The sequence below is a fragment of the Microbacterium sp. SY138 genome (assembly GCF_039729145.1).
Taxonomy (GTDB): Bacteria; Actinomycetota; Actinomycetes; order Actinomycetales; family Microbacteriaceae; genus Microbacterium; species Microbacterium maritypicum_A.
Genome location: NZ_CP155793.1, coordinates 2,159,980 through 2,182,287 on the forward strand (window position 1 = coordinate 2,159,980; position 22,308 = coordinate 2,182,287).

At 68.3% G+C, this 22,308-nt stretch carries 18 protein-coding genes; 4 read left to right on the top strand and 14 right to left on the bottom strand.

All coding sequences use genetic code 11. The features are described 5' to 3' along the window. Positions 1–90: 90 nt before the first annotated feature. Positions 91–2,190: a S9 family peptidase gene (locus tag ABDC25_RS10300; RefSeq protein ID WP_021199415.1), complete on the top strand. Its 2,100-nt coding sequence runs from the start codon at positions 91–93 to the stop codon at positions 2,188–2,190. Positions 2,191–2,451: 261 nt separating this feature from the next. Here ABDC25_RS10300 and ABDC25_RS10305 read toward each other — a convergent pair whose 3' ends face one another. From ABDC25_RS10305 to ABDC25_RS10335, 7 genes are all read right to left on the bottom strand, one after another. Further along, complete coding sequence (locus ABDC25_RS10305; protein WP_021199414.1) at positions 2,452–3,480, bottom strand: 6-phosphofructokinase; 1,029 nt, start codon at positions 3,478–3,480, stop codon at positions 2,452–2,454. Positions 3,481–3,685: 205 nt separating this feature from the next. Continuing rightward, positions 3,686–5,830 carry a DEAD/DEAH box helicase gene (locus ABDC25_RS10310; protein ID WP_021199413.1) on the bottom strand — a complete coding sequence of 715 codons (2,145 nt, stop codon included), beginning with the start codon at positions 5,828–5,830 and terminating at the stop codon, positions 3,686–3,688. Between the two features lie 229 nt (positions 5,831–6,059). Then, entirely contained in the window at positions 6,060–7,010 is a 951-nt protein-coding gene (locus ABDC25_RS10315; protein ID WP_021199412.1) for a bifunctional riboflavin kinase/FAD synthetase, read from the bottom strand. Continuing rightward, complete coding sequence (locus ABDC25_RS10320) at positions 7,007–7,444, bottom strand: hypothetical protein (protein WP_231479831.1); 438 nt, start codon at positions 7,442–7,444, stop codon at positions 7,007–7,009. Before ABDC25_RS10320 ends, ABDC25_RS10315 begins: the two co-directional genes overlap by 4 nt. 57 nt (positions 7,445–7,501) lie before the next feature. Continuing rightward, a complete protein-coding gene (locus tag ABDC25_RS10325; RefSeq protein WP_021199410.1) occupies positions 7,502–7,870 on the bottom strand; it encodes a hypothetical protein in 369 nt (122 codons plus the stop codon). Next, a complete protein-coding gene (gene truB / locus ABDC25_RS10330) occupies positions 7,867–8,760 on the bottom strand; it encodes a tRNA pseudouridine(55) synthase TruB (protein WP_021199409.1) in 894 nt (297 codons plus the stop codon). Before truB ends, ABDC25_RS10325 begins: the two co-directional genes overlap by 4 nt. Before the next feature lie 43 nt (positions 8,761–8,803). Further along, positions 8,804–9,463 (bottom strand): hypothetical protein, encoded by a 660-nt coding sequence (locus ABDC25_RS10335; protein WP_152525873.1) that lies wholly within the window; start codon positions 9,461–9,463, stop codon positions 8,804–8,806. Between the two features lie 55 nt (positions 9,464–9,518). Here ABDC25_RS10335 and ABDC25_RS10340 point away from each other — a divergent pair, with 55 nt between their 5' ends. Next, positions 9,519–10,415 (top strand): A/G-specific adenine glycosylase, encoded by an 897-nt coding sequence (locus ABDC25_RS10340; protein ID WP_347122852.1) that lies wholly within the window; start codon positions 9,519–9,521, stop codon positions 10,413–10,415. A 39-nt stretch (positions 10,416–10,454) separates the two neighbouring features. Here ABDC25_RS10340 and ABDC25_RS10345 read toward each other — a convergent pair whose 3' ends face one another. The 5 genes from ABDC25_RS10345 to nusA form a co-directional block, all read right to left on the bottom strand. Then, on the bottom strand, positions 10,455–12,533 hold the full coding sequence (locus tag ABDC25_RS10345) for a helix-turn-helix transcriptional regulator (protein WP_347122854.1): 2,079 nt from the start codon (positions 12,531–12,533) through the stop codon (positions 10,455–10,457). Between the two features lie 162 nt (positions 12,534–12,695). Further along, positions 12,696–13,121, bottom strand: a complete 426-nt coding sequence (gene rbfA, locus ABDC25_RS10350) for a 30S ribosome-binding factor RbfA (RefSeq protein WP_021199404.1) — start codon at positions 13,119–13,121, stop codon at positions 12,696–12,698. Positions 13,122–13,215: 94 nt separating this feature from the next. After that, entirely contained in the window at positions 13,216–15,957 is a 2,742-nt protein-coding gene (infB, locus tag ABDC25_RS10355) for a translation initiation factor IF-2 (protein ID WP_021199403.1), read from the bottom strand. A gap of 94 nt (positions 15,958–16,051) precedes the next feature. Beyond that, a complete protein-coding gene (locus tag ABDC25_RS10360) occupies positions 16,052–16,306 on the bottom strand; it encodes a YlxR family protein (protein WP_081859620.1) in 255 nt (84 codons plus the stop codon). Between the two features lie 62 nt (positions 16,307–16,368). Continuing rightward, entirely contained in the window at positions 16,369–17,352 is a 984-nt protein-coding gene (gene nusA / locus ABDC25_RS10365) for a transcription termination factor NusA (RefSeq protein ID WP_021199402.1), read from the bottom strand. Between the two features lie 130 nt (positions 17,353–17,482). On the opposite strand from nusA, the gene ABDC25_RS10370 reads away from it, so the two are divergent. Continuing rightward, complete coding sequence (locus tag ABDC25_RS10370) at positions 17,483–18,838, top strand: NAD(P)/FAD-dependent oxidoreductase (protein WP_347122857.1); 1,356 nt, start codon at positions 17,483–17,485, stop codon at positions 18,836–18,838. Here the strand turns inward: ABDC25_RS10370 and ABDC25_RS10375 are convergent. Further along, entirely contained in the window at positions 18,807–19,847 is a 1,041-nt protein-coding gene (locus ABDC25_RS10375; protein WP_021199400.1) for a TIGR00730 family Rossman fold protein, read from the bottom strand. The genes ABDC25_RS10370 and ABDC25_RS10375 overlap by 32 nt on opposite strands. 141 nt (positions 19,848–19,988) lie before the next feature. On the opposite strand from ABDC25_RS10375, the gene ABDC25_RS10380 reads away from it, so the two are divergent. Beyond that, the gene (locus ABDC25_RS10380; protein WP_029258182.1) at positions 19,989–20,492 is read left to right on the top strand and encodes a pyridoxamine 5'-phosphate oxidase family protein; all 504 of its coding nucleotides are present in this window, start codon (positions 19,989–19,991) and stop codon (positions 20,490–20,492) included. A gap of 17 nt (positions 20,493–20,509) precedes the next feature. Here ABDC25_RS10380 and ABDC25_RS10385 read toward each other — a convergent pair whose 3' ends face one another. Beyond that, complete coding sequence (locus ABDC25_RS10385) at positions 20,510–22,270, bottom strand: proline--tRNA ligase (RefSeq protein ID WP_029258181.1); 1,761 nt, start codon at positions 22,268–22,270, stop codon at positions 20,510–20,512. Between the last annotated feature and the right edge of the window lie 38 nt (positions 22,271–22,308).

A 22,308-nucleotide genomic window follows, 5' to 3' on the forward strand; every position in this document is an offset into this window, starting at 1 on the left:
CACCGTGGGTTTGACTTCCGTTAACCGGCCCCGGTGAATTCTCCCACCCTCCCCCGTGCCGGTCAACTCGACCTGGGATAGCGTGAGACGGTGACTGACGCCCCTGCCGCCGACCGCCGCTCGACCCTCCGCACCCATCACGGTGACACCTTCGAGGATCCCTACGAATGGCTTCGTGCCAAGGAATCCGCCGAGGTCATCTCCCACCTCGAAGCGGAGAACGCCCACACAGACGCCGAGACGGCGCACCTCGCCGATCTGCGCGAGAGACTCTTCCAGGAGATCAAGGGCCGTGTCCAGGAGACGGACCTGTCCGTCCCCACTCGCCGAGGGGACTGGTGGTACTACAGCCGCAGCGAGGAGGGGGCCCAGTACGGCATCCACTGCCGCGCCGCTGCCGCCCCGGACGACTGGACTCCCCCGCGTCTCGAGCCAGGAGTCGCGGTTCCGGGAGAGATCGTGCTCCTCGACGGCAATGTCGAATCGGAAGGACACGACTTCTTCTCGCTCGGCGCTTTCGACACGTCTGACGACGCCACGAAGCTGCTCTGGTCCACCGATTTCGAGGGTGACGAGCTCTACACCGTGCACGTGCGCGACCTCGCCACGGGCACCACGCTCGACGACGAGATCCCGAACACGGGCGGCGCCTTCTTCACGCCCGACGGCACCGGGGTGCTCTACACGACCCGTGACGAGGCCTGGCGCCCCGACACCCTGTGGCTGCATCGCCTCGGCACGCCGGTGTCGGACGACGTGCGGCTCTTCCACGAGCCGGACGAGAAGTTCTGGCTCGGGGCAGGGATCACCCGCAGCCGCCGGTATCTGGTCATCGCGGTCGGCTCGAGCATCACGAGCGAGGAGTACCTCGTCGATCTGACCGGCGAGCTCACCGCTGAGCCGCAGCTGGTCTGGCCGCGTCGCGAAGGCGTCGAGTATTCCGTCGAGCACGCGGTCGTGGGCGGCGAGGACCGGTTGCTCGTGCTGCACAACGACGGAGCCCTCGACTTCGAGCTCGTGTCGGTCGCCGCCGCGGACCCCCGGGGATCGCGGCACGTGGTGGTGGCGCACGAACAGGGCAGACGCCTGCTGGGTGTGGACGCGTTCCGCGACTTCGCCACCGTGGAGTACCGCAGCGAAGGACTCGAACGCGTCGGCCTGCTCGACTACGAGACGGATGTCGTCGACGAGCTGGCCTTCGACGAGCCGCTCTACTCCGCCGGAGTGAGCGGGAACCCCGAATGGCACTCCCCGTTCCTGCGCCTGGGATACACGTCGTTCGTGACGCCGGGGACCGTGTACGACCTCGATCTCGCGACCCGCGAGCTCGTGCTGCGCAAGCAGGTGCCGGTGCTGGGTGGATACGACCCCGCCGACTACGGGCAGAGGCGTGAGTGGGCGACCGCTGCGGACGGCGTCCGCGTGCCGATCTCGCTCGTCTGGAAGCGCTCGTTCGGCGAACCCGGGGGCGAGGCACGGCCGGTGCACCTGTACGGGTACGGCTCGTACGAGCACTCGATCGATCCCGGCTTCTCGGTCGCGCGCCTCTCCGAGCTGGACAGGGGTGTGATCTTCGCGGTGGCGCACGTCCGCGGTGGAGGAGAGATGGGGCGACAGTGGTACGAGGACGGCAAGCTCCTCCACAAGCGCAACACCTTCACGGACTTCGTCTCCTGCGGCGAGCACCTGGTCGAGACCGGGGTCACGGCACCGACTCTCATGGTGGCCGAGGGCGGCAGCGCCGGGGGCCTGCTGATGGGGGCTGTGACGAACCTCGCGCCCGGGCTCTTCGCCGGCATCCTCGCCGGGGTGCCTTTCGTGGACGCCCTGACCACGATCCTCGACCCGTCGCTGCCGCTGACCGTGATCGAGTGGGACGAATGGGGCGACCCCCTCCACGACCCGGATGTCTACGCCTACATGAAGTCGTACAGCCCGTACGAGAATGTCCGAGACGGCGTCGAATACCCGCGGATCCTCGCCGTCACATCCCTGAACGACACCCGTGTGCTCTACGTGGAGCCCGCCAAGTGGGTCGCCCGTCTACGCGAAGCCGGGGCGAAGGACGTGCTCCTCAAGTGCGAGATGGTCGCCGGGCACGGCGGCGTGAGCGGGCGCTACAACTCTTGGAAGGAGCGGGCCTTCGAACTCGCCTGGCTCCTCGAGACGCTCGGCCTCGCCGACGCCTGAGCGCCGGACCTCCTGGTGTGAGCGCCCGTTCGTGGGCGCCACATCAGGCGATCACGTCAGAACAGTCCAGGGTCTGCACCGGCGCAAGACGCACACCTGAGAACCCGCGGCTGTTTCACCGCGCGACCCGGGCGCGATTCGACGCGCGACATAGAGCACGCGAGATCAGGCGAACACGCCGCATCAGGCACGCGGGAGGAGAAGTCGCCTGATTCCGCGAGGTCGCCTGATTCGGCGTGATGGATCCGATCGCTCTCGGACTCAGCCGAAGAGCGCCGCAGCCTCGTCGTAGCGGTAGCGCGGGACGGTGTTCAGTTCGCCGAGCGCATCGGCGAACGGCACCCGCACGATGTCGGTGCCCTGCATGGCGACCATCTGACCCCACGCGCCGTCCACGATCGCGTCCGCCGCATGCAGCCCCAGGCGCGTGGCGAGAACGCGGTCGAAGGCCGACGGCGATCCACCGCGCTGGATGTGGCCGAGGATCGTCGCACGCGTCTCGATGCCGGTGATGCGCTCGATCTCGGGGGCGAGCTGGTCGCCGATACCGCCGAGGCGCGGTCGATTGAAGGCGTCGAGCCCCTTGTCGCTGTATGCCTCGTCCATCCCGAGGAGCTTGAACCCCTCGGAGACGACGACCAGGGGCGCGCGACCGCGGTCGTGGGCGCTGGTGACGAGCTCCGTGATGTCGTCGATCGACATCGGTACCTCGGGGATGCAGATGACGTGCGCACCGGCAGCCATTCCGGCGTGCAGGGCGATCCAGCCGACGTGCCGACCCATGACCTCGGCGACCATGCAGCGCTGGTGGGAGTCACCGGTCGTGCGGAGGCGATCCATCGCGTCCGTGGCGATGTTCACGGCTGTGTCGAAGCCGAACGAATAGTCCGTCGCCTGCAGGTCGTTGTCGATCGTCTTGGGGACGCCGATCACCTTGATGCCGTCCTTGGCGAGGCGGTCGGCGGCTGCGAGCGTGCCTTCACCGCCGATCGCGATGATGCCGTCGATCTTGTGCCCGTAGAGGGTCTTGGCGATGTTCTCGGCTCCCCCGCGCTCGCCCTCATACGGGTTCGTGCGGCTGGTGCCGAGGATCGTGCCGCCCACCTTCGACAGCCCCTTCACCTCGTGCCGGGTCAGCGGCATGAAGTCCCCGTCGACGAGTCCGCGCCAGCCGTCGCGGATGCCGACGAACTCCAGGTCGTATGAGGTCGTGCCCTTGAGCACGATGCCGCGGATGACCGCGTTGAGGCCGGGGCAGTCGCCGCCGCTCGTCAGGATGCCGATCTTCATGCTGGTGCCTTCAGACGTTCGGGAGATGGGGGGGGAACAGGCGACGCTGCCTTCGATCGACACTAGCGCCCCTGCGTGCCCGGGCGCCATTCGGGCTCGACGAAAAACGCCGATCTTGACAAGGCGATTCGCCGATATCGATGAACTTCCCGCCGACGCCGGCTTTCGCACCAGATCCCGCGTTAAGAACAGCCGATCTTGAGGCTTACGCTCCGCCCAGCGCCTGTCGCAGCAGGTGCATGAGCGCCGCCAGCTGCACCGGCTCCCCGGCCGACTCCTCGACCGCTTCCCCGTCGAGGGCGCGTGCCGCGAGTCCCTGCTTCTGGTCGATCAGCTCGGCGATCTTGGTGTCGATGGTGTGCGCGGCGATGATCCGCCACGCCGTCACCGGCTCGTCCTGCCCGATGCGGTGCACGCGGTCGATCGCCTGCGTCTGCTCGGCTGCCGTCCACGACAGCTCGGCGAGGACGACGTTCGACGCCGCCTGCAGGTTGAGTCCCACACCGGCAGCGGTGAGAGAGCAGACGGCGATGCCGACCTCGGGGTCGCCGTTGAAGTCGTCGATCGCCTGCTGGCGGGTCGTGGACGTCTGGTCCCCACGGATCGAGACCGAACGGATGCCGGCGGCGGCGAAGTGCGCCTCGGCCTGGTCCATGACGTCGATGTGCTTCGCGAAGAACACGACCTTGCCGACCGAACGCTGCAGCTGAGCGGCGTAGTCGGCAGCCAGTGGCGCCTTGGCCTGACCGATGCGCCGGACCATGGTGAAGACATTGTCTCCCCCGGTGCCGGCGGCCTTCGACTCCTCGAGCTCGTTCTGGGCGACCAGCCGCACGATGTCGTCGTCGATCTCTCCGGGTGCGAGTCCACGGTCGCCGCGGGCCTCGATGATGCGGCGGTAGCGAGCGGCGAGGCGCTCCCCCAGCTCGCGCTCGGCCTGGCGGATGCTGCGCCCGAACTCGTCGTCGAGCTGCACCGGCAGATCGGCGATCAGCTTGTCGGGCAGGTCGGCGGCGACGTCCTTCTTCTTGCGGCGGACGATGCCCATCGAGATCACCGCGTCGCGCGCTTCCGGATAGAAGGCCTTGTCCGCCGGGGTGAATCCGGTCGCATCGAGCTTTTCCATGAGCTCGGGCCCCGGCTTCTCACCGGTGGTCCAGCCGAGGAAGCGCCAGATCGCGTCGAAGTCCTCCACGTCGTTGATCAGCGGCGTACCCGTGAGGGCGAGCATCAGGGGGTCGTGCCCGGGAGTGCGCTCGCGCACCTGGGCGGCCAACGACAGCACGTTCTGGGAACGCTGCGAGGAGAGATTCTTGATGAAGTGCGCCTCGTCGACGACCATGCCGCGCAGCCCGATCGAGGCGAGCCAGGACATGTGCCGATCGAGGATCTCGTAGTTCACGATGAACACGTCGGCGAACGCATCGATGTCGTCGCCGTCACCCTGGATCACCGTGGCACGACGCTGTGGAGTCCAGCGCTCGACCTCGCGCGCCCAGTTCATCTTCACGACGTTGGGGACGACGACGAGCAGCGGGTACGCGCCCGCCACGGAAGCGGCGAGCACTGATTGCGCGGTCTTGCCGAGTCCGGGCTCATCGGCGAGGAGGAAGCTGCGGTGCCCCGCCTTCACGGCTTCGAGGAACCGGGACTGGTGCACCATGACCTCGAGGCCCTTGGGCGAGATGTGGTCGAACTCCGGCGCCGGAGGCAGATCCATGGACGCGGCGGATCCGCCGGCTCCGGTCTCGAAGGCCTTGTACAGCGGCCCCATGAGCTCCCAGCCGTCGAGGCGGCGTCGCGGCGTGGCGCTCGAACGGGGCGTCAGGTCGGGAGCGAGGAAGGGATTGGCCAGTTGTCGAGCTTCGACGGACGGCGGGGTGACCTGTCGCTCGGCGATCGCCGCCGGGATCGTGGAGATCTGCACCGGTGCAGCGTCGGCGATGATGAGCTCTTCCGGGGCGAGGTCGGCGCCGGATTCAAGCAGCCAGTCGCGGCGCATGCGCTTCGCCACCGGCGATGTCGCCTGGTCGGCCTCCAGCAGCTGGATGAGCGAGGTGTCGCGCGCAGCCGTCTTGGCGAGGATCGTGGCGACGCCGTCGAGCCGCTTCAACAGCTCGGCGCGAGCAGGATCACCGATCTCGGCATCCGCCTTCACACGCGCGCGCTCTTCGCGCACCAGGAAGGCGATCACCTGGAACTTCACCCGATTCGTGGGGCCGAGCTTCCCTCGCTGCGACTTGGCCTCGATCTCGCGCACCTTGCGCGCGAGGATCGGGATGAGGGGTGCCTCGTCGTCACGACGGGACGTCTTCTTGCGCCGCGTGGCGGCGGTTGCCGTAGTCGGCATGCTCCTCCTGAGCGTGAAGGCTCCGGCTTCCCCAGGAAGCCATGGGCCGTTCTCGTTGTCCGCGTGTGGCGTGAGCCAGGACCGTACGAACAGTGGATCTTCTTCCCGTCGGGGATCGCGAGATTCGCGAAGTTCGGCGGGAGCCGATGTCCATTCTATGTCATCGTGCCCGCGTGGACGCGATCGCCCACGCCGAGCCGCCCATTCGAACCGCCGAACGGGTCGCGCGCTACGACGTCAGTCCGAGGGCCCGTGCGGCATCGTTCACGTCGGCACCCATCTGCTCCATCAGCTTGTCGATGCCCTCGAAGGCCACCATGCCCCGCAGTCGGTCGACGAACTCGACCGTGACGTCGTGCCCGTAGAGGTCGAGGCCGGTCTCGCCCAGCACGTGGGCCTCGACCTGGCGCACGAGGACATCGTCGAACGTGGGGTTGGTCCCGACCGAGATGGCCGAAGGGTGCCGGATGCCGGTGTCGTGGTCGACGAGCCACCCGGCATAGACGCCGTCCGCCGGAACGAAGGCATCGACGATGGTCGAGAGATTCGCGGTGGGGAAGCCCAGCTCCCGCCCGCGCTTGAGCCCGTGCACGACCTCGCCGCGCACATCCGGGTACCGCCCGAGAACGGTCGCGGCTGTCGCGACATCGCCCTCCATCAACAGTTCGCGGATCCAGCTCGACGACACGCGCCGCGAAGAACCCGGAAGGTAGACGTCGTCGACGACCTCGACCGAGAAGCCGTAGCGGGGTCCGAGTTCGCGCAGCAGCTCCGGCGTCCCCGCTCCCCTGTTCCCGAACCGGAAGTCCTGCCCGACCAGGACCGTCGACACCTGGAGGGCTCCCACGAGGATGTCGACGACGAAATCCTCCGCGCTGCGGGCCGCGAGTTCCTCGTCGAACGTGAGCACCAGCGTCGCGTCGAGCCCGAGCTCACCGAGGAGCTCGAGCTTGCGGTCGACCGTGACGACGTTCTCGGGGCAGCGATCCGGGCGGATGACGGCCAACGGGTTGCGATCGAACGTGACCGCGACCGATCGGCTCTCGGTGGCAGCAGCCGCCTCCTCGAGGCGCGCGATCACAGCGCGGTGGCCGGCGTGGACCCCATCGAACTTGCCGATGGCGACCGCGCTCGGGCCGAAGTCGTCCGGCACCTCATCCGGGCTTCGGAAGATGATCACGCGTCGACCTCGACAGGGCGCGCGACTTCGGCGGGGCGATGCGTGCGCAGCCACCAGATGCCGAAGATCGGGAGGACCAGCGGGATGAACAGATAGCCCCGCCCGAACAGCGACCACACGGTCTCATGCTGGAACAGCTCGGGCAGCAGAATGCTCAGCAACCCGACGACGAGCACGCCGGTGAGCTCGAAGACGATCGCGATCCAGGCGACGGTGTACCAGCCGCGACGACGAGCCAGGACGAGGGCAAGCGTGGCCAGGATGTAGACGAGCGCGGCGAGTGCGGAGAGCGAGTACGCGAGCGGCGCCTCGTCGAACCGACGGACGATCTGCACGAAGCTGCGTCCCGTGGCGGCCAGCGCCATGACGGCGTAGACGATCACGAGGACACGACCGATTCCGGTCATCCGAGAGGAGGGGGCGGTGGAGCTCATAGCGCATTCCATCCTAGAGCCGCGGAAGACGGCCGGTCTCCGCGCAAGCCTCTCGCCTCACGCGAGCTGGACGGCCCAGATGACCTGCATCCGCCAGAGCATGATCGCGATCGCGAGTGCGGCGACGCCCAGGATCACGGTGCTCCAGCGGCTGCGTTCCATGAGCGCCCACAGCACCGCGCCGACGGGCAGGAGCACGGCGGAGACCAGGTAGACCCAGTACTCGAGCAGGTCTCCGGTCGGCGGGTTTCCTGAGAAGGGCGCGATGATGGCGACGATCACCTGGACGACGAGCAGCGCCTCGACGAGGGCCAGAGCACCGACGCTGAAGTCACTCGGTCGCCTGCCGATCAGCCCCGCGACGAGACAGAACACGCCCGCGGCGACCGCGACGACGATCTGCGCGATCGTGAACCACAGGATCATCGGTCGCCCTCCGGCATGTTCATGGCGCTCTTGAGGTCTGCGCCGCGCCTCTCGACGATCCCGATCAGAACCCCGTCCTCGTCGATCGCTGCGCCGAGGCGGCTCTCGAGACGGACGGCCTGCCCTGCGAGACGCTTGCCGTGGCGGAGGTCCCGCGCGTCATCGACCGACATCGCAAGGACCGGGAGAAGGCGTCCTGCAGCCTCACCGGGGGTCAGGGTCGGTGCACCCTCGAGCGCTTCGATGCCGACGGCATCCGTCACATCGAACGGCCCGACACGAGTACGTCGCAGCGCGGTGAGGTGACCGCCGACGCCGAGAGCGGAGCCGAGGTCGCGGGCGAGCGAACGGATGTACGTTCCGGATGAACAGTCGACCACGACGTCGAGATCGATGTACCCGTCGCCCTCGCGACGGCCGAGCAGATCGAACCGCGAGACGACCACGTCGCGCGCTGCGAGCACGACCTCTTCACCGGCACGCACACGCTCGTACGCGCGGCGACCGTCCACCTTGATGGCGGAGACAGCGCTGGGGACCTGGGAGATCTCGCCCGTGAGCCTCGCGATTCCGGCGGAGACCGCTTCATCGCTGACGGACTCCCATGCCTCGGGAGCCGCCGTCGTGAGGATCTCGCCGTCCGCATCGTCCGTGCCCGTCGTCTGTCCGAGCCGGATCGTCGCCGCGTAGGTCTTGTCAGCCCCCACGACGTACGTCAGGAGCCTGGTCGCTCCCTCGATGCCGATGACCAGCAGACCGGTCGCCATCGGGTCGAGCGTTCCGGCGTGCCCCACCTTGCGGGTGCCGAACGCTCGTCGCGTGCGGGCGACGACGTCGTGGCTGGTCAGCCCTGCGGGCTTGTCGACGAGAAGGATGCCGGGCGAGACCATCCCCCCAGCCTACCGAGAGCGACGCCGTGCACCGGCCCGGGGGTCAGCCGCAGACCTCGTACGAGGGTTCGGCGCCGGTCGTCACCGTGACGTCCCATGCGGTGTCGCTGTTCTCGCGGAACGCGAAGAAGACGTGGGCGTCGGTCGCGCTCGGAAGCATGAGCCAGGTGTCGCTCCCCATCGTCGACACCCCCTCCTGCGCGTCAGGATACGCAGCGAGCACCTCGGCCTTGGTCGCTCCGATACCGAGGCCGTCCTCCGTCACCGGTCCAGGGACCACGGCGGGAGTCTCGGCCGCGGAGTAGACGGAGATCTCGCGGATGGGCGCCGTCTCGCTCTCCGTCCCGCGGACGAAGGAGATACCGTAGGCGGAGTCGGCTGCCATCCACCACGCCGACCACGAACAGTTCGCGGTGTCGTTGGTCCAGGAGCCGGTGAGGCCGGCAAGCGTCGAGGTGAAGTCGCCCCCGACGTCGATCGGTCCGACGCCCGCCTCGTGGATGATCCAGGTTCCGGGGTCAGCCGGATCCTCGATCCGAGGCTCCGCTGTCGGTGTCGGCGTCGGTGGGGTCGACGTCGTTCCGCTCGGCGTGGATCCGCCGCTGGGCGTCGAAGCGGGTGCCGACGTTCCCGTGCACCCGACCAGGCTCGTGACGGCCAAGGCCGTCACGAAGATGAGCGCGCTCGTACGTGTGTTGATCATGGATGCCCCTGTCTCCGGTCCCGGGCTCGTCTCGCAGCTCACGTAGGCTGGATGGATGCCCGATATACAGGCCCGTCCCGAGATGAGATCGCGCCTGTCCGCATGGTATCGATCCACAGCGCGCGACCTGCCGTGGCGTCGGTCTGCGTTTCATAACGAATTCGGCGCCTGGGGCGTTCTCGTGAGCGAATTCATGCTGCAGCAGACCCCGGTGACGAGGGTCATTCCGCATCTCGAGGCATGGCTGGATCGGTGGCCGACCCCTGCCACGATGGCGATGGCGTCGACGGCGGAGGTCGTGCAGCAATGGGCGAACCTGGGGTATCCCCGACGCGCGCTCTGGCTGCACCGCGCTGCCGTCGAGATCACGGATCGTCATGGCGGAGTCGTTCCGCGTGACGTGGACGCGCTGCTGGCCCTCTCCGGCATCGGCGACTACACCGCCCGCGCCGTGGCCGTGTTCGCCTATGGCGACCGGCACCCCGTGGTCGATACGAACACTCGGCGCGTTCTCGCCCGTGCCGTCGAGGGGCGGGCGCAGCCGGGAGCGGCATCTCGCCGAGACCTCGACCTGATGTCATCGTTGCTGCCGGAGGATGTCGCGGAGGCGGCCGTGTTCAACGCGGCGGCGATGGAGCTCGGCGCCACGGTCTGCACGTCACGGGCACCCCGGTGCCCGCTCTGCCCTCTCGCCGGGAGTTGCGCATGGCTGGCAGCGGGCAGGCCGGACACGGGAGACGGACGCCGACGCCAGGCCGCCTATGAAGGGTCCGATCGGCAAGCACGCGGCGCGGTGCTGCGCCTGCTGCGGAGCCGGGATCCGGAGGCCGTCCCGCTCGATGCCGTCCTCCCGGATTGGCCCGACACCGGACAGCGCGAACGAGCGATCGACTCGCTGATCGCCGACGGGCTCGCCGAAGCCGACGGGGCCACCCTGTTCCTGCCCCGCTGACGGCGCCGCGCGCGACGGCGGATCACGGACGATGACGACTCAGACGTGTTGATCCGTGCGATGTGCAAGTACCGTCAGCTCGACGCGGCTCCGCACGTCGAGCTTGGTGAAGATCCGGCCGAGGTGGACTTCCACGGTGCGGACCGAAACGTTCAGCTCCTCGCCGATCTCACGGTTCGCTGCACCTCGGACCGCGCGCATCGCCACTTCCAGCTCCCGGGCGGTGAGCCGGAGCGACCAGGCGGCACGGCATGCCGAGAGCAGGCCCATCGCCGGGACGATGCTCCCCTCTCTGGCCTCGAGTCGGTCCAGCCTCCCGCGCACCGACTTCGCCCATGCCGTCGCGCCGGAGAGCTCGAACAGTCGTTCGGCATACTGCAGATGGATCCTCGCGGCCGAGTGATCGTCGCGGATCGCATGCCGGCTTCCGAGCATCATCTCCACGCGCGCCCGCTCGAACGGCGAACGCAACGTTCGCGCGATCTCCGCGACCTCGTCGCCGTCCGCACGCCATCGCCCGTCCGCCGCCGTCGCGATGCGTGTCCGCAGCTGCTGCGCCAGCGCGATCTCCGGAGGCTCGAGAGACGCGGCCGCCAACGGGACACCGGGAGAAGGCGAGGCAAGCTCGTCCAGACCCGGCACGGTCATCGTCGTCTGCGGGGCGCCGAGATCGGACCAGAGCCGGACCGTGGCTGCGGCATCGTCGAAGGAGCCGGTGAGGAAGGACCGGACACCACGGTCCACGAGCAGATCCATCTTCGCGCCAGGCGGAAGGGTGAGCGTGAGCGACCGGGCGAACGGGCCGAGTTCGCCGTGCACCGCCAGATCGAGGCGTCGGGCGAGGACGACTCCGAGCCCGGCGAGGGGCAGCGCGATGGGAAGGGTGAGCGCCGCCTGGATCAGCCTGTCCCGCGCGATACCGATGTCACCTCGCCACGCGAGCAGGAGGACCTCGACGACCGACCGATACGCATGGACGACCGGGCTGTGCTCGTAGCCCGGCACGAAAGGATCAGAACCGCCGGACGGCGTCGATTCATCGACGACGAGCAGACGCAGCCCCAGATCGATGTCTCCCTCGACCGCGGCGCGCAGAGTTCGGAGCATCCCCCCGCTCACCGAGCTCGACTCCGTCACCATGTCGGCATCGCGATCTCCGGCCATGAGCCACCCCAGCGCGACGACCGGATCCCTCAGCTCCTGCTCGGCACCGATCCGCACGGCACCGTCGCGGAGGGCATCGAGCCACAGGCGCATCCCCCGCCGGTCTCCTCGCTCGGCGCAGAGGATGGCGGCGAGAGCGGCTGCTCTGGTCCAATGACGCCAATCGCTCTCGTCGGCGGATCCCGGCCGCACGGTGGTCGGATCGATCCCGGGAACAGCCCCCTGCACGAAGGTCTGCGCCACGATCAGAGCCCCGAGCCCCGCCCACCTGTGTCGTTCACCGCTGTGCGGATACAGCGTCCCCAACCAGGCGGCGGCCTCCACCGCGAACCCGGCACCGACCGCCGACGCCCCGGCCACGAGCCGCGCCTCGTCCTGATCCTCGCCGACTGCATGTTCTGCCGCCTCACGCGCCAGCATCAGTGCACGCTCCGGATGTCCGGCTTCGCTCAGCTGCCGCGCGATGAGGGTGAGCTCCCGTGCGGTCGACGGGTCGCCCTCGAGAGATGCCCGAGCCCGGTGCCAGTCCGCGCTCATCGGGTCACCACGATCGAGGAAGACCGCACTCAGACGCTCATGGACCAGCGCGGTCCCGGCAGTGCAGGTCGTCGCCCGCACCCAGATCGAGAGTCGGGCGTCGACGAAACGCACGCGGCCGGCGTGCAGGGTCACGTGATCGCCGACGGCGGCAGCGGCGATCTCGGTCGCCGTGCGCCCGTCGAACTCCAGGAGCGGACCCAACGAATCGTCCAAGCAGACCGCGAGCGCGAGGAGGAGCTGACGATCCCGCTCGTCGAGCAGCAGTCCCTCGAACCTGCGTGAGATCGCCGCGACCAGGGGCAACGGCGACGGCAACGGTCGGAGCCCATGGCGTTGGTGCGGAGTCAACCGCTCGACGACCGCGCGGATCGTGGCAGCGTCGGCATCCAGATCGCCGGCCAACCGGGCGAGCACATGTGGAGCACAGCCGAGATCCTGCGCGAGCAGTTCTTCCAGGAGGAGACCGACGGCGGCGGGCGCGATGAACGGCCCCCCAGACGTGCCCGTACCCTCGATGCCGTTCCCCCTCAGCTTCGCGGGAGCCGGTCCCGCGAAGCCGAGCGTATCAAACGGCGCTCACTCCGCGTCGTCGTCCGTACGGTAGGGGTCCGCGTCACCGGCATGGGATGCCGACGAGGCGAGCTTGGCGACGTCGGCATCACGCTGCTGCGCCTCACGGAGCAGCGCCCCGATGTGGTCGGCGTTCTCCGGAAGCGCGTCGGGGATGAACTCGAGCGTCGGAACCAGTCGAGTGCTCAGCTGCCGTCCGACCTCGCTACGCAGCATTCCGGTCGCCGAGGTGAGCGCCGCACCACTGGAGATGCGCTCCTCCTCGGTCCCCAGCACCGTGTAGAACACCGATGCATGCTGAAGGTCTCCGCTCACGCGGACATCCGTGATGGTGACGAAGCCGAGGCGCGGGTCTCGCAGCCCCTTCTCCAGCCGTTCGGCGAGGATCACGCGGATCCGATCCGCGAGACGGGCCTGTCTTTCGCCTGCCATTATTCTCTCCCTGTCCAGGAACCCTCAGGGCGTCCCCCGTCTCCGTGCTCGGAAGGAGCAGGAGAGGGAGACGCCCGAAGGTGTTTCGAAGTGATCAGCCGCGAGGCTTCTCGACGAGCTCGGTCGTCTCGATCTCATCGCCGATCTGGATGTCGTTGTACTTGCCGAGGCCGATACCGGCCTCGTAGTCCGTGCGGACCTCGGTGACATCGTCCTTGAAGCGACGCAGCGACTCGATGGCGAGACCATCGGCCAGCACGACACCGTCGCGGATGACGCGAGCCTTGGCGTTTCGCGTGATCGTTCCCGACCGCACGATGACACCGGCGATGTTGCCGAACTTCGAGGAGCGGAACACCTCGCGGATCTCGGCGACACCCGACTGGACCTCTTCGTACTCCGGCTTGAGCATGCCCTTGAGCGAGCTCTCGATCTCGTCGATCGCGTTGTAGATGACGGAGTAGAAACGGATGTCCACGCCTTCACGGGCGGCACGCTCACGCGCCTTCGTGTCGGGACGGACGTTGAAGCCCACGATGATCGCGTTGTCGATCGTCGCCAGGTTCACGTCGGACTCGGTGATGGCACCCACACCGCGGTGGATGATGCGCAGCTGCACCGAGTCGTCGACCTCGATCTTGAGGAGCGACTCCTCAAGTGCCTCGACGGCACCGGAGACGTCACCCTTGATGATGAGGTTGAGCGACTCGACCTTGCCCTCTTCGAGCGCACGGGTGAAGTCCTCGAGCGAGATGCGCTTGCGGGCCTTGGCCAGCTGGGCGTTGCGCTCGACCGCTTCACGCTTCTCAGCGATCTGGCGGGCCATGCGGTCTTCCTCGGTGACGATGAAGACGTCGCCGGCACGCGGCACGGAGTTCAGACCCTGCACCTGTACCGGACGCGACGGGAAGGCCTCGAGGACCTGCTCGCCGTTCTCGTCCGCCATCGCACGCACACGGCCGTACGCCGTGCCCGCGACGATCGCATCACCGATCCGGAGCGTTCCGGACTGGATGAGCACCGTGGCGACCGAACCGCGGCCCTTGTCGAGCTTCGCCTCGATGGCGACACCACGAGCGGCCTTGTTCGGGTTGGCGGTCAGGTCGAGACCGGCGTCGGCGGTGAGCAGCACGGCGTCCAGGAGTTCCTGGATGCCGGTGCCCGCACGAGCCGAGACGTCGACGAACATGACGTCTCCACCGAACTCCTCGGCGACCAGCCCGTACTCGGTCAGCTGCTGACGCACCTTCGAAGGGTTGGCGTCGGGCTTGTCGACCTTGTTCACCGCGACCACGATCGGCACGTTCGCCGCCTGGGCGTGGTTCAGCGCCTCGACCGTCTGCGGCATGATGCCGTCGTCGGCCGCGACCACGAGGATCGCGAGGTCGGTGACCTGCGCACCACGAGCACGCATGGCGGTGAACGCCTCGTGACCCGGGGTGTCGATGAACGTGATGGCGCGCTCGATGCCCTCGTGCTCGGTCCACACCTGGTAGGCACCGATGTGCTGGGTGATGCCACCGGCTTCACCCTCGATCACATTGGTCTGACGGATCGCGTCGAGCAGTCGCGTCTTACCGTGGTCGACGTGACCCATGACGGTGACCACCGGCGGACGGATCTCGAGGTCGTCTTCGCTCTCGGCCTCCAGCTCGGCCTCCAGGTCGAGGCCGAAGCCCTCGAGGAGCTCCTTGTCCTCGTCCTCGGGCGAGACCATCTGGATCTTGTAGCCGAGCTCAGCACCCAGGACCTCGAACGTCGCCTCATCGAGGGACTCGGTGGCCGTGGCCATCTCACCCAGGTTGAAGAGGATGGTGACGAGGGTTCCGGGCTGGACCGTGTAGCCGGTCAGCGTCTCGATCTTGTCGGCGAAGTCCGCGATCGATGCGCCGCGGCGCATGCGGATGATCTCTCCGTTACCGCGGGTGACGTTGACGCCACCGACGACCGGAGCACTCCGCATCTCGAACTCTTGCCGCTTCGCCCGCCGCGACTTGCGCTGCTTGCTCTTGCCGCCGCCCTTGCCGAAGGCACCTGCGGTACCACCGCCGGGACCACGGCCGCGACCGCCACCGCCACCGGGACGACCGGCGAAACCGCCGCCGCCGGGGCGTGCTCCAGGACCGCCGGCACCGCCGGGTCCGCCGGCACCGCCGGGACGACCGGGGCCGCCGGGACGCTGCTGGAACGGAGCACCGGGACGACCGCCCTGGCCACCGCGCGGTGCACCGGGACGAGGCGAGCCGGGACGAGGGGCACCCGGACGGGGTGCGCCGGGACGCGGAGCCTGCGGACGCGGGATGTTGCCCGGCGTCGGACGCTGGCCCATGCCCTGAGCCGACGCGAACGGGTTGTTACCCGGACGCGGACCGGCCGGACGCTGGCCCATGCCCTGCGCCGACGAGAAGGGGTTGTTACCCGGACGCGGAGCACCGGGAGTCGGCGCGCCGCTCTCGGCCGGCTTCGCCGCATCGGATGCGGCGGGAGCCTCTGCCGCGGGGGCAGGGGCGGGAGCCGGCGCAGCGGGTGCGGGGGCCGGAGCTTCCGGGGCAGGCTTCGGACCGGGCTTGGGGCCCGGGGTCGGTGCCGGCTTGGCACCGGGCTTCGCAGCTGCAGGCTTCGCAGCCGCGGGCTTCGCCGCGGGAGCGGCGTCAGCGGAGCCCTTGAGCGAGCCATCGGCCTCGATCGCCGCGCGCAGCTTGCGCGCAACGGGCGGTTCGATGGTCGAGGACGGGCTCTTCACGAACTCGCCGAGCTCCTTGAGCTTCGCAAGTGCGATCTTGCTGTCGACGCCGAGTTCGGCGGCGATCTCGTGTACGCGTGGTTTACCAGCCACAATTCTCCTGTCTGAGTCGGTCCACCCAGACAGGGCAGACCACTAGTCGCGGACGGGTCTCATTTCGAGCCGTTCACTTTGTTTCCATAGCTGTTCAGCCTTTGTTTCTTGGTGGGTGCTGTTCGAAGGTCCGTGTGTCCAGCTGAGTGGTCACACGCAGTGCCCGTCCGAAAGCTCGCCGCCGCAGAGCGGCCGCCATGCATTCAGCTGTCGGATGCACCCACGCGCCACGCCCCGGCAGGACAGCACGCTCATCGGGGATGAGGGTGTCGTTCTGGGCCACCACCCGGAGAAGGGCGGAGCGGGGAGCACGCGTGCGACAACCGACGCACGTTCGTACGGGTTCCATCTTACACCTGCGTTTCACCCCACCTCGCCCGCTCCCGGGCGCGGCGGAAGGCCGAAGCCGTGTCAGTCGAGGACGCTGTCCGGCTGGATGTCGATCTTCGCGCCGGTGAGCTTGGCGGCCAGACGAGCGTTCTGACCTTCCTTACCGATCGCCAGCGACAGCTGGTAATCGGGCACCAGGGCACGGACGGCCTTGGTGCTGGCGTCGAGCACGAAAGAGCTCGTCACCTTGGCCGGTGAGAGCGCGTGCGCCACGAAGGTCGGCAGATCGGCGTCGTAGTCGACGATGTCGATCTTCTCGCCCGCGAGTTCCTCGGTCACGGCGCGCACGCGACGCCCGAGCTCGCCGATGCAGGCACCCTTGGCGTTGATCGACGGGTCGTTCGCCTTCACCGCGATCTTCGTGCGGTGACCGGCCTCGCGGGCCAGGGCGACGATCTCGACCAGACCGGCAGCGATCTCGGGCACTTCGAGGGCGAAGAGCTTGCGGACCAGGCCGGGGTGCGTGCGCGAGACCGTGATCTGCGGCCCCTTGAGACCCTTGGCGACACTGGTGACATACACGCGCAGACGCGAGCCGTGCGTGTACTCCTCGCCGGGAACCTGCTCCTCCGGCGGCAGGATCGCCTCGACGGCTCCGAGATCGACGTGGATCATGCGGGGGTTCGGGCCCTGCTGGATCACACCGGCGACGATGTCGCCCTCTTTGTCCTTGAAGTCACCGAGCACGACGTCGTCCGCGATGTCGCGCAGACGCTGGCTGATGACCTGCTTGGCCGCGAACGCCGCGATACGCCCGAAGTCGTCCGGCGTGGCGTCTTCCTCGCCGATGATCGCGCCCTCTTCGTCCTTGACGACCTGCAGCACGGCGACGTGGCCGGTCTTGCGGTCGAGATCCACGCGGACGCCCTCGGGAGTGACGCCGTCGGCGGAGACGTGCTTGGAGTACGCGGTCAGGATCGCCTGTTCGATGATCGCGACGAGCTCATCGAAGGGGATCGCCTTCTCCTTCTCGATCCCTCGCAGCAGACTCAGTTCGATGTCCATGACGGCCTCTCTATTCAGCTCTCGTCGCGCCTGTTCGCACGCGCGACATCCGTACCACGATACCCTGTGCCCACCGGCCCTCGCACGGCGGCGGCGGTGTCGGGATCCGGAGCCGCTCGAGGAGGAGCACGTGAGCACATTCGACACGATCGTGATCGGCGCGGGGATGTCGGGGCTCACGAGCGCCCGCATGCTCGCCGACGCGGGCCGGAGTGTCGTCGTCCTCGAAGGACGTGACCGCATCGGGGGCCGGATGCACACCGACCGAAGTGCCGGATTCTCCGTCGATCTCGGTGCATCGTGGATCCACGGCATCGAGGACTCGCCGCTGTGGAGCCTCGTCCACGCGCTCAGGATCCCGGCGATCGAGTACACGGTGGGCAGCTTCCAGGTGGGTGGTCGACCGATCGAGAACTTCGATGGCACGGGTCGTCCCATGGACGAGGCAGCCACCTCGCGATGGGTCGCCGACGTCGAACTCGCCGACCGTCTTCTCGTCGAGGAGATCGCCGCGTCCTCCTCCGGCGACACCTATCTCGATGTCACCGAACGCGCTCTCGACCGGTCGGGGCTGTCGCCCGAGCGCATCGACGACATCCGCGAGTTCTTCCGCCATCGGGTCGAGGAGCAGTGCGGCGCGTGGATCGGCGACCTCGACGCGCACGGTCTCGACGAGGATGCGATCTACGGAGACGAGGTGATCTTCCCTCGCGGGTACGACGAGCTGCCGCGGCGCATCGGGGCCGGCCTCGACGTGCGGCTGAAGACCGTCGTGACCCGGGTGACCCGCTCGGCGGACGGAGTCGTCGTGCACGCGGGCGGCACCGAGTACCGCGCAGACCGGGCGATCGTCACCGTGCCGCTCGGCGTGCTCAAAGCCGGGACGATCACCTTCGAACCGGCTTTACCGGATGCGGTCGCCGGTCCCGTCTCACGGCTGGGGATGGGCGTCTTCAACAAGGTGTTCGTCCAATTCCCCGAGCGGTTCTGGAACGAGGAGAGCTATGTGATCCGCGCGCTCGGCGAGGCGGGCGAGCACTGGCATTCCTGGTACGACGTCTCCGCCGTCAGCGGCATCCCCACCCTGCTGACCTTTGCCGCCGGGCCGTTCGGCCGCCGGATGCAGAACCGTCCGGACGACGAGATCGTCGCCGACGCGGTCAGCGCGCTGCGTCTCCTCTACGGGGACGCCGTCGGCGAGCCACTCGCTCACTGGGTCACCCGCTGGGGTGAGGACGAGTTCTCGAACGGCTCCTACTCGCACCTCGCGCTGGGCTCGACGCATCACGATCATGACGCGCTGGCGGGACCCGTCGACGGCGTTCTGCATTTCGCCGGCGAGGCCACCTGGGGTGACGAGCCGGCGACGGTCGGCGCGGCGTTCTACTCCGGGCACAGGGCCGCGGAGCGCATCCTCGATCGGCCGGTCGACCTCGCGGACTTCGCCGCCCGTATCACCGCGCGGGAGCAGACGGAAGTGCGTTGATCGCACCGATCAGCCGGAACAGGTTGCCCACCTGGCGCTGATCCAGGTGCAGGATCAGACGCGGCAGGTCGAGGTTGTCGTCGTCGGCCACCTCCGGCGGCCGCGGCGTCGTCCGCTCGATCCGTCCCGACGAGAGCATCGAGGCGAACTGCTCGTTGAGCGTCTCGATCTCGGCATCCGTCGGCTCGGCCCGCAGACGCAGCACCAGCGCGTCGCCGACCCATCGCAGCGAGTCGTAGTTGTGCCAGAACCCGGTGATCTCCGCCCGGGCCGCGTCGACCGAATCGGTGATGACGACGCGGTCGAAGTCGCCCTCCGAGATGACGCCGGTCGGGGCGAGGTGGTCGTCGATGAAGCTCCGCAGCCCCTGCCAGAAGGTGCCGCCCGGCTCGTCGAGGAGCACGATGGGCGTCGGCTCCGCCTTCCCCGTCTGCTGCAGCGTGAGCAGCTCGAACATCTCGTCGAGCGTGCCGAAGCCGCCAGGGAGGCAGATGAATCCGAGCGATTCCTTGATGAGCATGAGCTTGCGGGTGAAGAAGTACTTCATCGCGACCACGTGGTCCTGGCCCGCGACGAAGCCGTTGGGCTTCTCCTCGAAGGGCAGGCGGATGGAGACCCCCAGGGAGAGCGCGGGGCCCGCGCCCTCGGAAGCCGCCTGCATGATGCCGGGGCCGGCTCCCGTGACGACCATCCAGCCGTCGCCGGCCAGTGCGGCGGCGACGTCGCGGGCGGTGAGGTAGAGCGGATCGTCCTGCCGGGTTCGGGCCGACCCGAACACCGTCACCTTGGGGACTCCCCGGAACGGCGCGAACAGGCGGAACGCGTCACGCATCTCGGCCAACGCCGCCGAGGCGATCTTCAGGTCGAGCCGATCGGCGCCGTCCTCGCCGAGCAGGATCGCGGTGCGCAGCATCCGCATCACGAGCCTGCGGTCGGTATGCACTCCCGCATCGTCGAGGACGGCGTTGATCTCGGAGCTGAGGGCTTCGGGGAGGGGTGCGTCGATCATGTCACCAGGGTGTCATGCGGCAGTGCGACGACGGGCCGCAACGCCGGGGTGTCGCCGCGAGACGCCGTCGCCTCCCTGTCACGACACCGCCACGGTGTCAATGCCCGTGACCACGACGCCCGCAGGCGGCACGCTGACATCATGACCGAGATCACAGGACCCGAAGCCCTCGCCCGCGTCGTCGAGCTCGTGGAGGACATCGACATCACGATGCTCACCACCACCGACGACGACGGCAACCTCGTGAGTCGGCCGATGTCGACCCGGCAGATGGACGACGCCGGCGACATCTGGTTCTTCACGGCCGAAGACACCGAGAAGGTCGATGAGGCGCGCAAGCACCGCGATGTCGGCCTCGCCTATTGCGATGCGAAGGGGATGCGCTACGTGTCCGTCGCGGGAACGGCAGAGGTCGTGCACGACCGCGCGAAGATGGAAGAGCTCTACTCGGCGTCGCTGGAGATCTGGTTCGCCGACGGCCTCGACACCCCGGGCATCGCTCTCCTCAAGGTGACTCCGAAGGTCACGGAGTTCTGGGAGCCGTCGAAGGGAAAACTCGCCCTCGCTGCCGGAGCGCTCAAGTCCCTCGTCACCCGCGATACGCCGGACGACGACATCATGAACCACGGCCGCATCGTCTGCTGACGACGCGGCCGTGGATCTCAGCGTGCCACGGTGAGGCGCTCGACGACCTCGTCGACGGAGATCGCGTCACGGTCCCCCGTGGCGCGATCCCACAGCTCGACCTGGCCGTCGGTGGCCCCGCGGCCGACGATGACGATCTTCGGCACTCCGACGAGCTCGGCATCGCCGAACTTCACACCGGGCGACACCTTGGGGCGGTCGTCGTACAGCACATCGAGACCGGCGGCCTCGAGCTGCGCGGAGATACCTTCCGCCACCTCGAATGCGACCTGATCACGACCTGCCGCGACGACCTGCACGTCGAACGGTGCGACCGACGCCGGCCAGATGAGGCCCTTGTCGTCATTGTTGAGCTCGGCGATGATCGCGAGGATACGGGTCACGCCGATGCCGTACGAGCCCATCGTGACGGTGACGAGCTTGCCGTTCTCGTTCAGCACCTTCAGCCCCAGAGCCTCGGCGTACTTCCGGCCCAGCTGGAAGACGTGTCCGATCTCCATGCCGCGCGCGAGCTCCACCGGGCCCGAGCCGTCGGGAGCCGGGTCCCCGGCGCGCACGTTCGCGATCTCGACGATGCCGTCCGCGGCGAAGTCGCGCCCGGCCACGACGGAGTGCGCGTGCTTCTCGTCGATGTTCGCGCCGGTGATCCAGCTGGTGCCCTCGCTGACGCGCGGGTCGACAAGATACCGGATGCCCGTGGCCGACTCCTCGCCGAGCACCGCACCGGTGGGCGACCAGGGGCCGATGTAGCCCTTCACGAGCAGCGGGTTGTTCTCGAAGTCGTCCGCTGTGGCGGTCTCGACCTCGGCAGGCGCGAAGGCGACCTCGGCGCGCTTCTCGTCGACCTCACGGTCGCCGGGGATGCCGACGATCACGAGTTCGCGGGTGCCGTCGAGGTGGGTCAGCGCGAGCACGACATTCTTGAGCGTGTCGCCTGCGGTGTACTCGCCCTCGAGCTCTCGGTTGACATGCGCGACCAGCGTCTCGATGGTCGGTGTGTCGGGAGAGTCGAAGATCACCGGGGACTCGTCGGCGTCGTACGCGATCGCCTCGGGCACCGCGGTGGTGAACGCCTCGACGTTCGCTGCATAGCCGCCGGCGCTGCGGACGAAGGTGTCTTCGCCGACCGGAGTCGGGTGCAGGAACTCCTCGCTGCGGGATCCGCCCATCGCCCCCGCATCGGCCTGGACGATGACGTACTCGAGACCGAGACGCTGGAAGATGCGCTCGTACGCGTCGCGCTGCGCCTGGTAGCTGGCGTCCAGCCCCTCATCAGAAGAGTCGAACGAGTACGCGTCCTTCATCGTGAACTCGCGTCCACGGAGCAGGCCCGCCCGCGGGCGCGCCTCGTCGCGGTACTTGTCCTGGATCTGGTAGATCGTGAGCGGCAAATCCTTGTACGAGGAGTACAGGTCCTTCACGAGCAGAGTGAAGGCCTCTTCGTGGGTGGGCGCGAGCAGATAGTCGCCGCCCTTGCGATCCTGCAGACGGAAAAGCAGGTCGCCGTACTCGTCCCAGCGGCCGGTGGCCTCATAGGACTCACGGGGCATGAGCGCCGGGAAGTGCACCTCCTGTGCGCCTGCGGCGGCCATCTCCTCGCGGACGACGGTCTCGATCTTCGACTTGACGCGGAGACCCAGTGGCAGCCACGCGAAGATGCCGGCGGCCTGCGGGCGGATGTACCCGGCCCGGATCAGCAGCCGGTGGCTGGCGACCTCTGCGCCTGCAGGGTCTTCACGGAGCGTGCGGAGGAAGAAGTTCGAAAGACGAGTGACCACGGAGCAAGTCTAGTGAGCCGTGGTCACTCGTCTTCGAC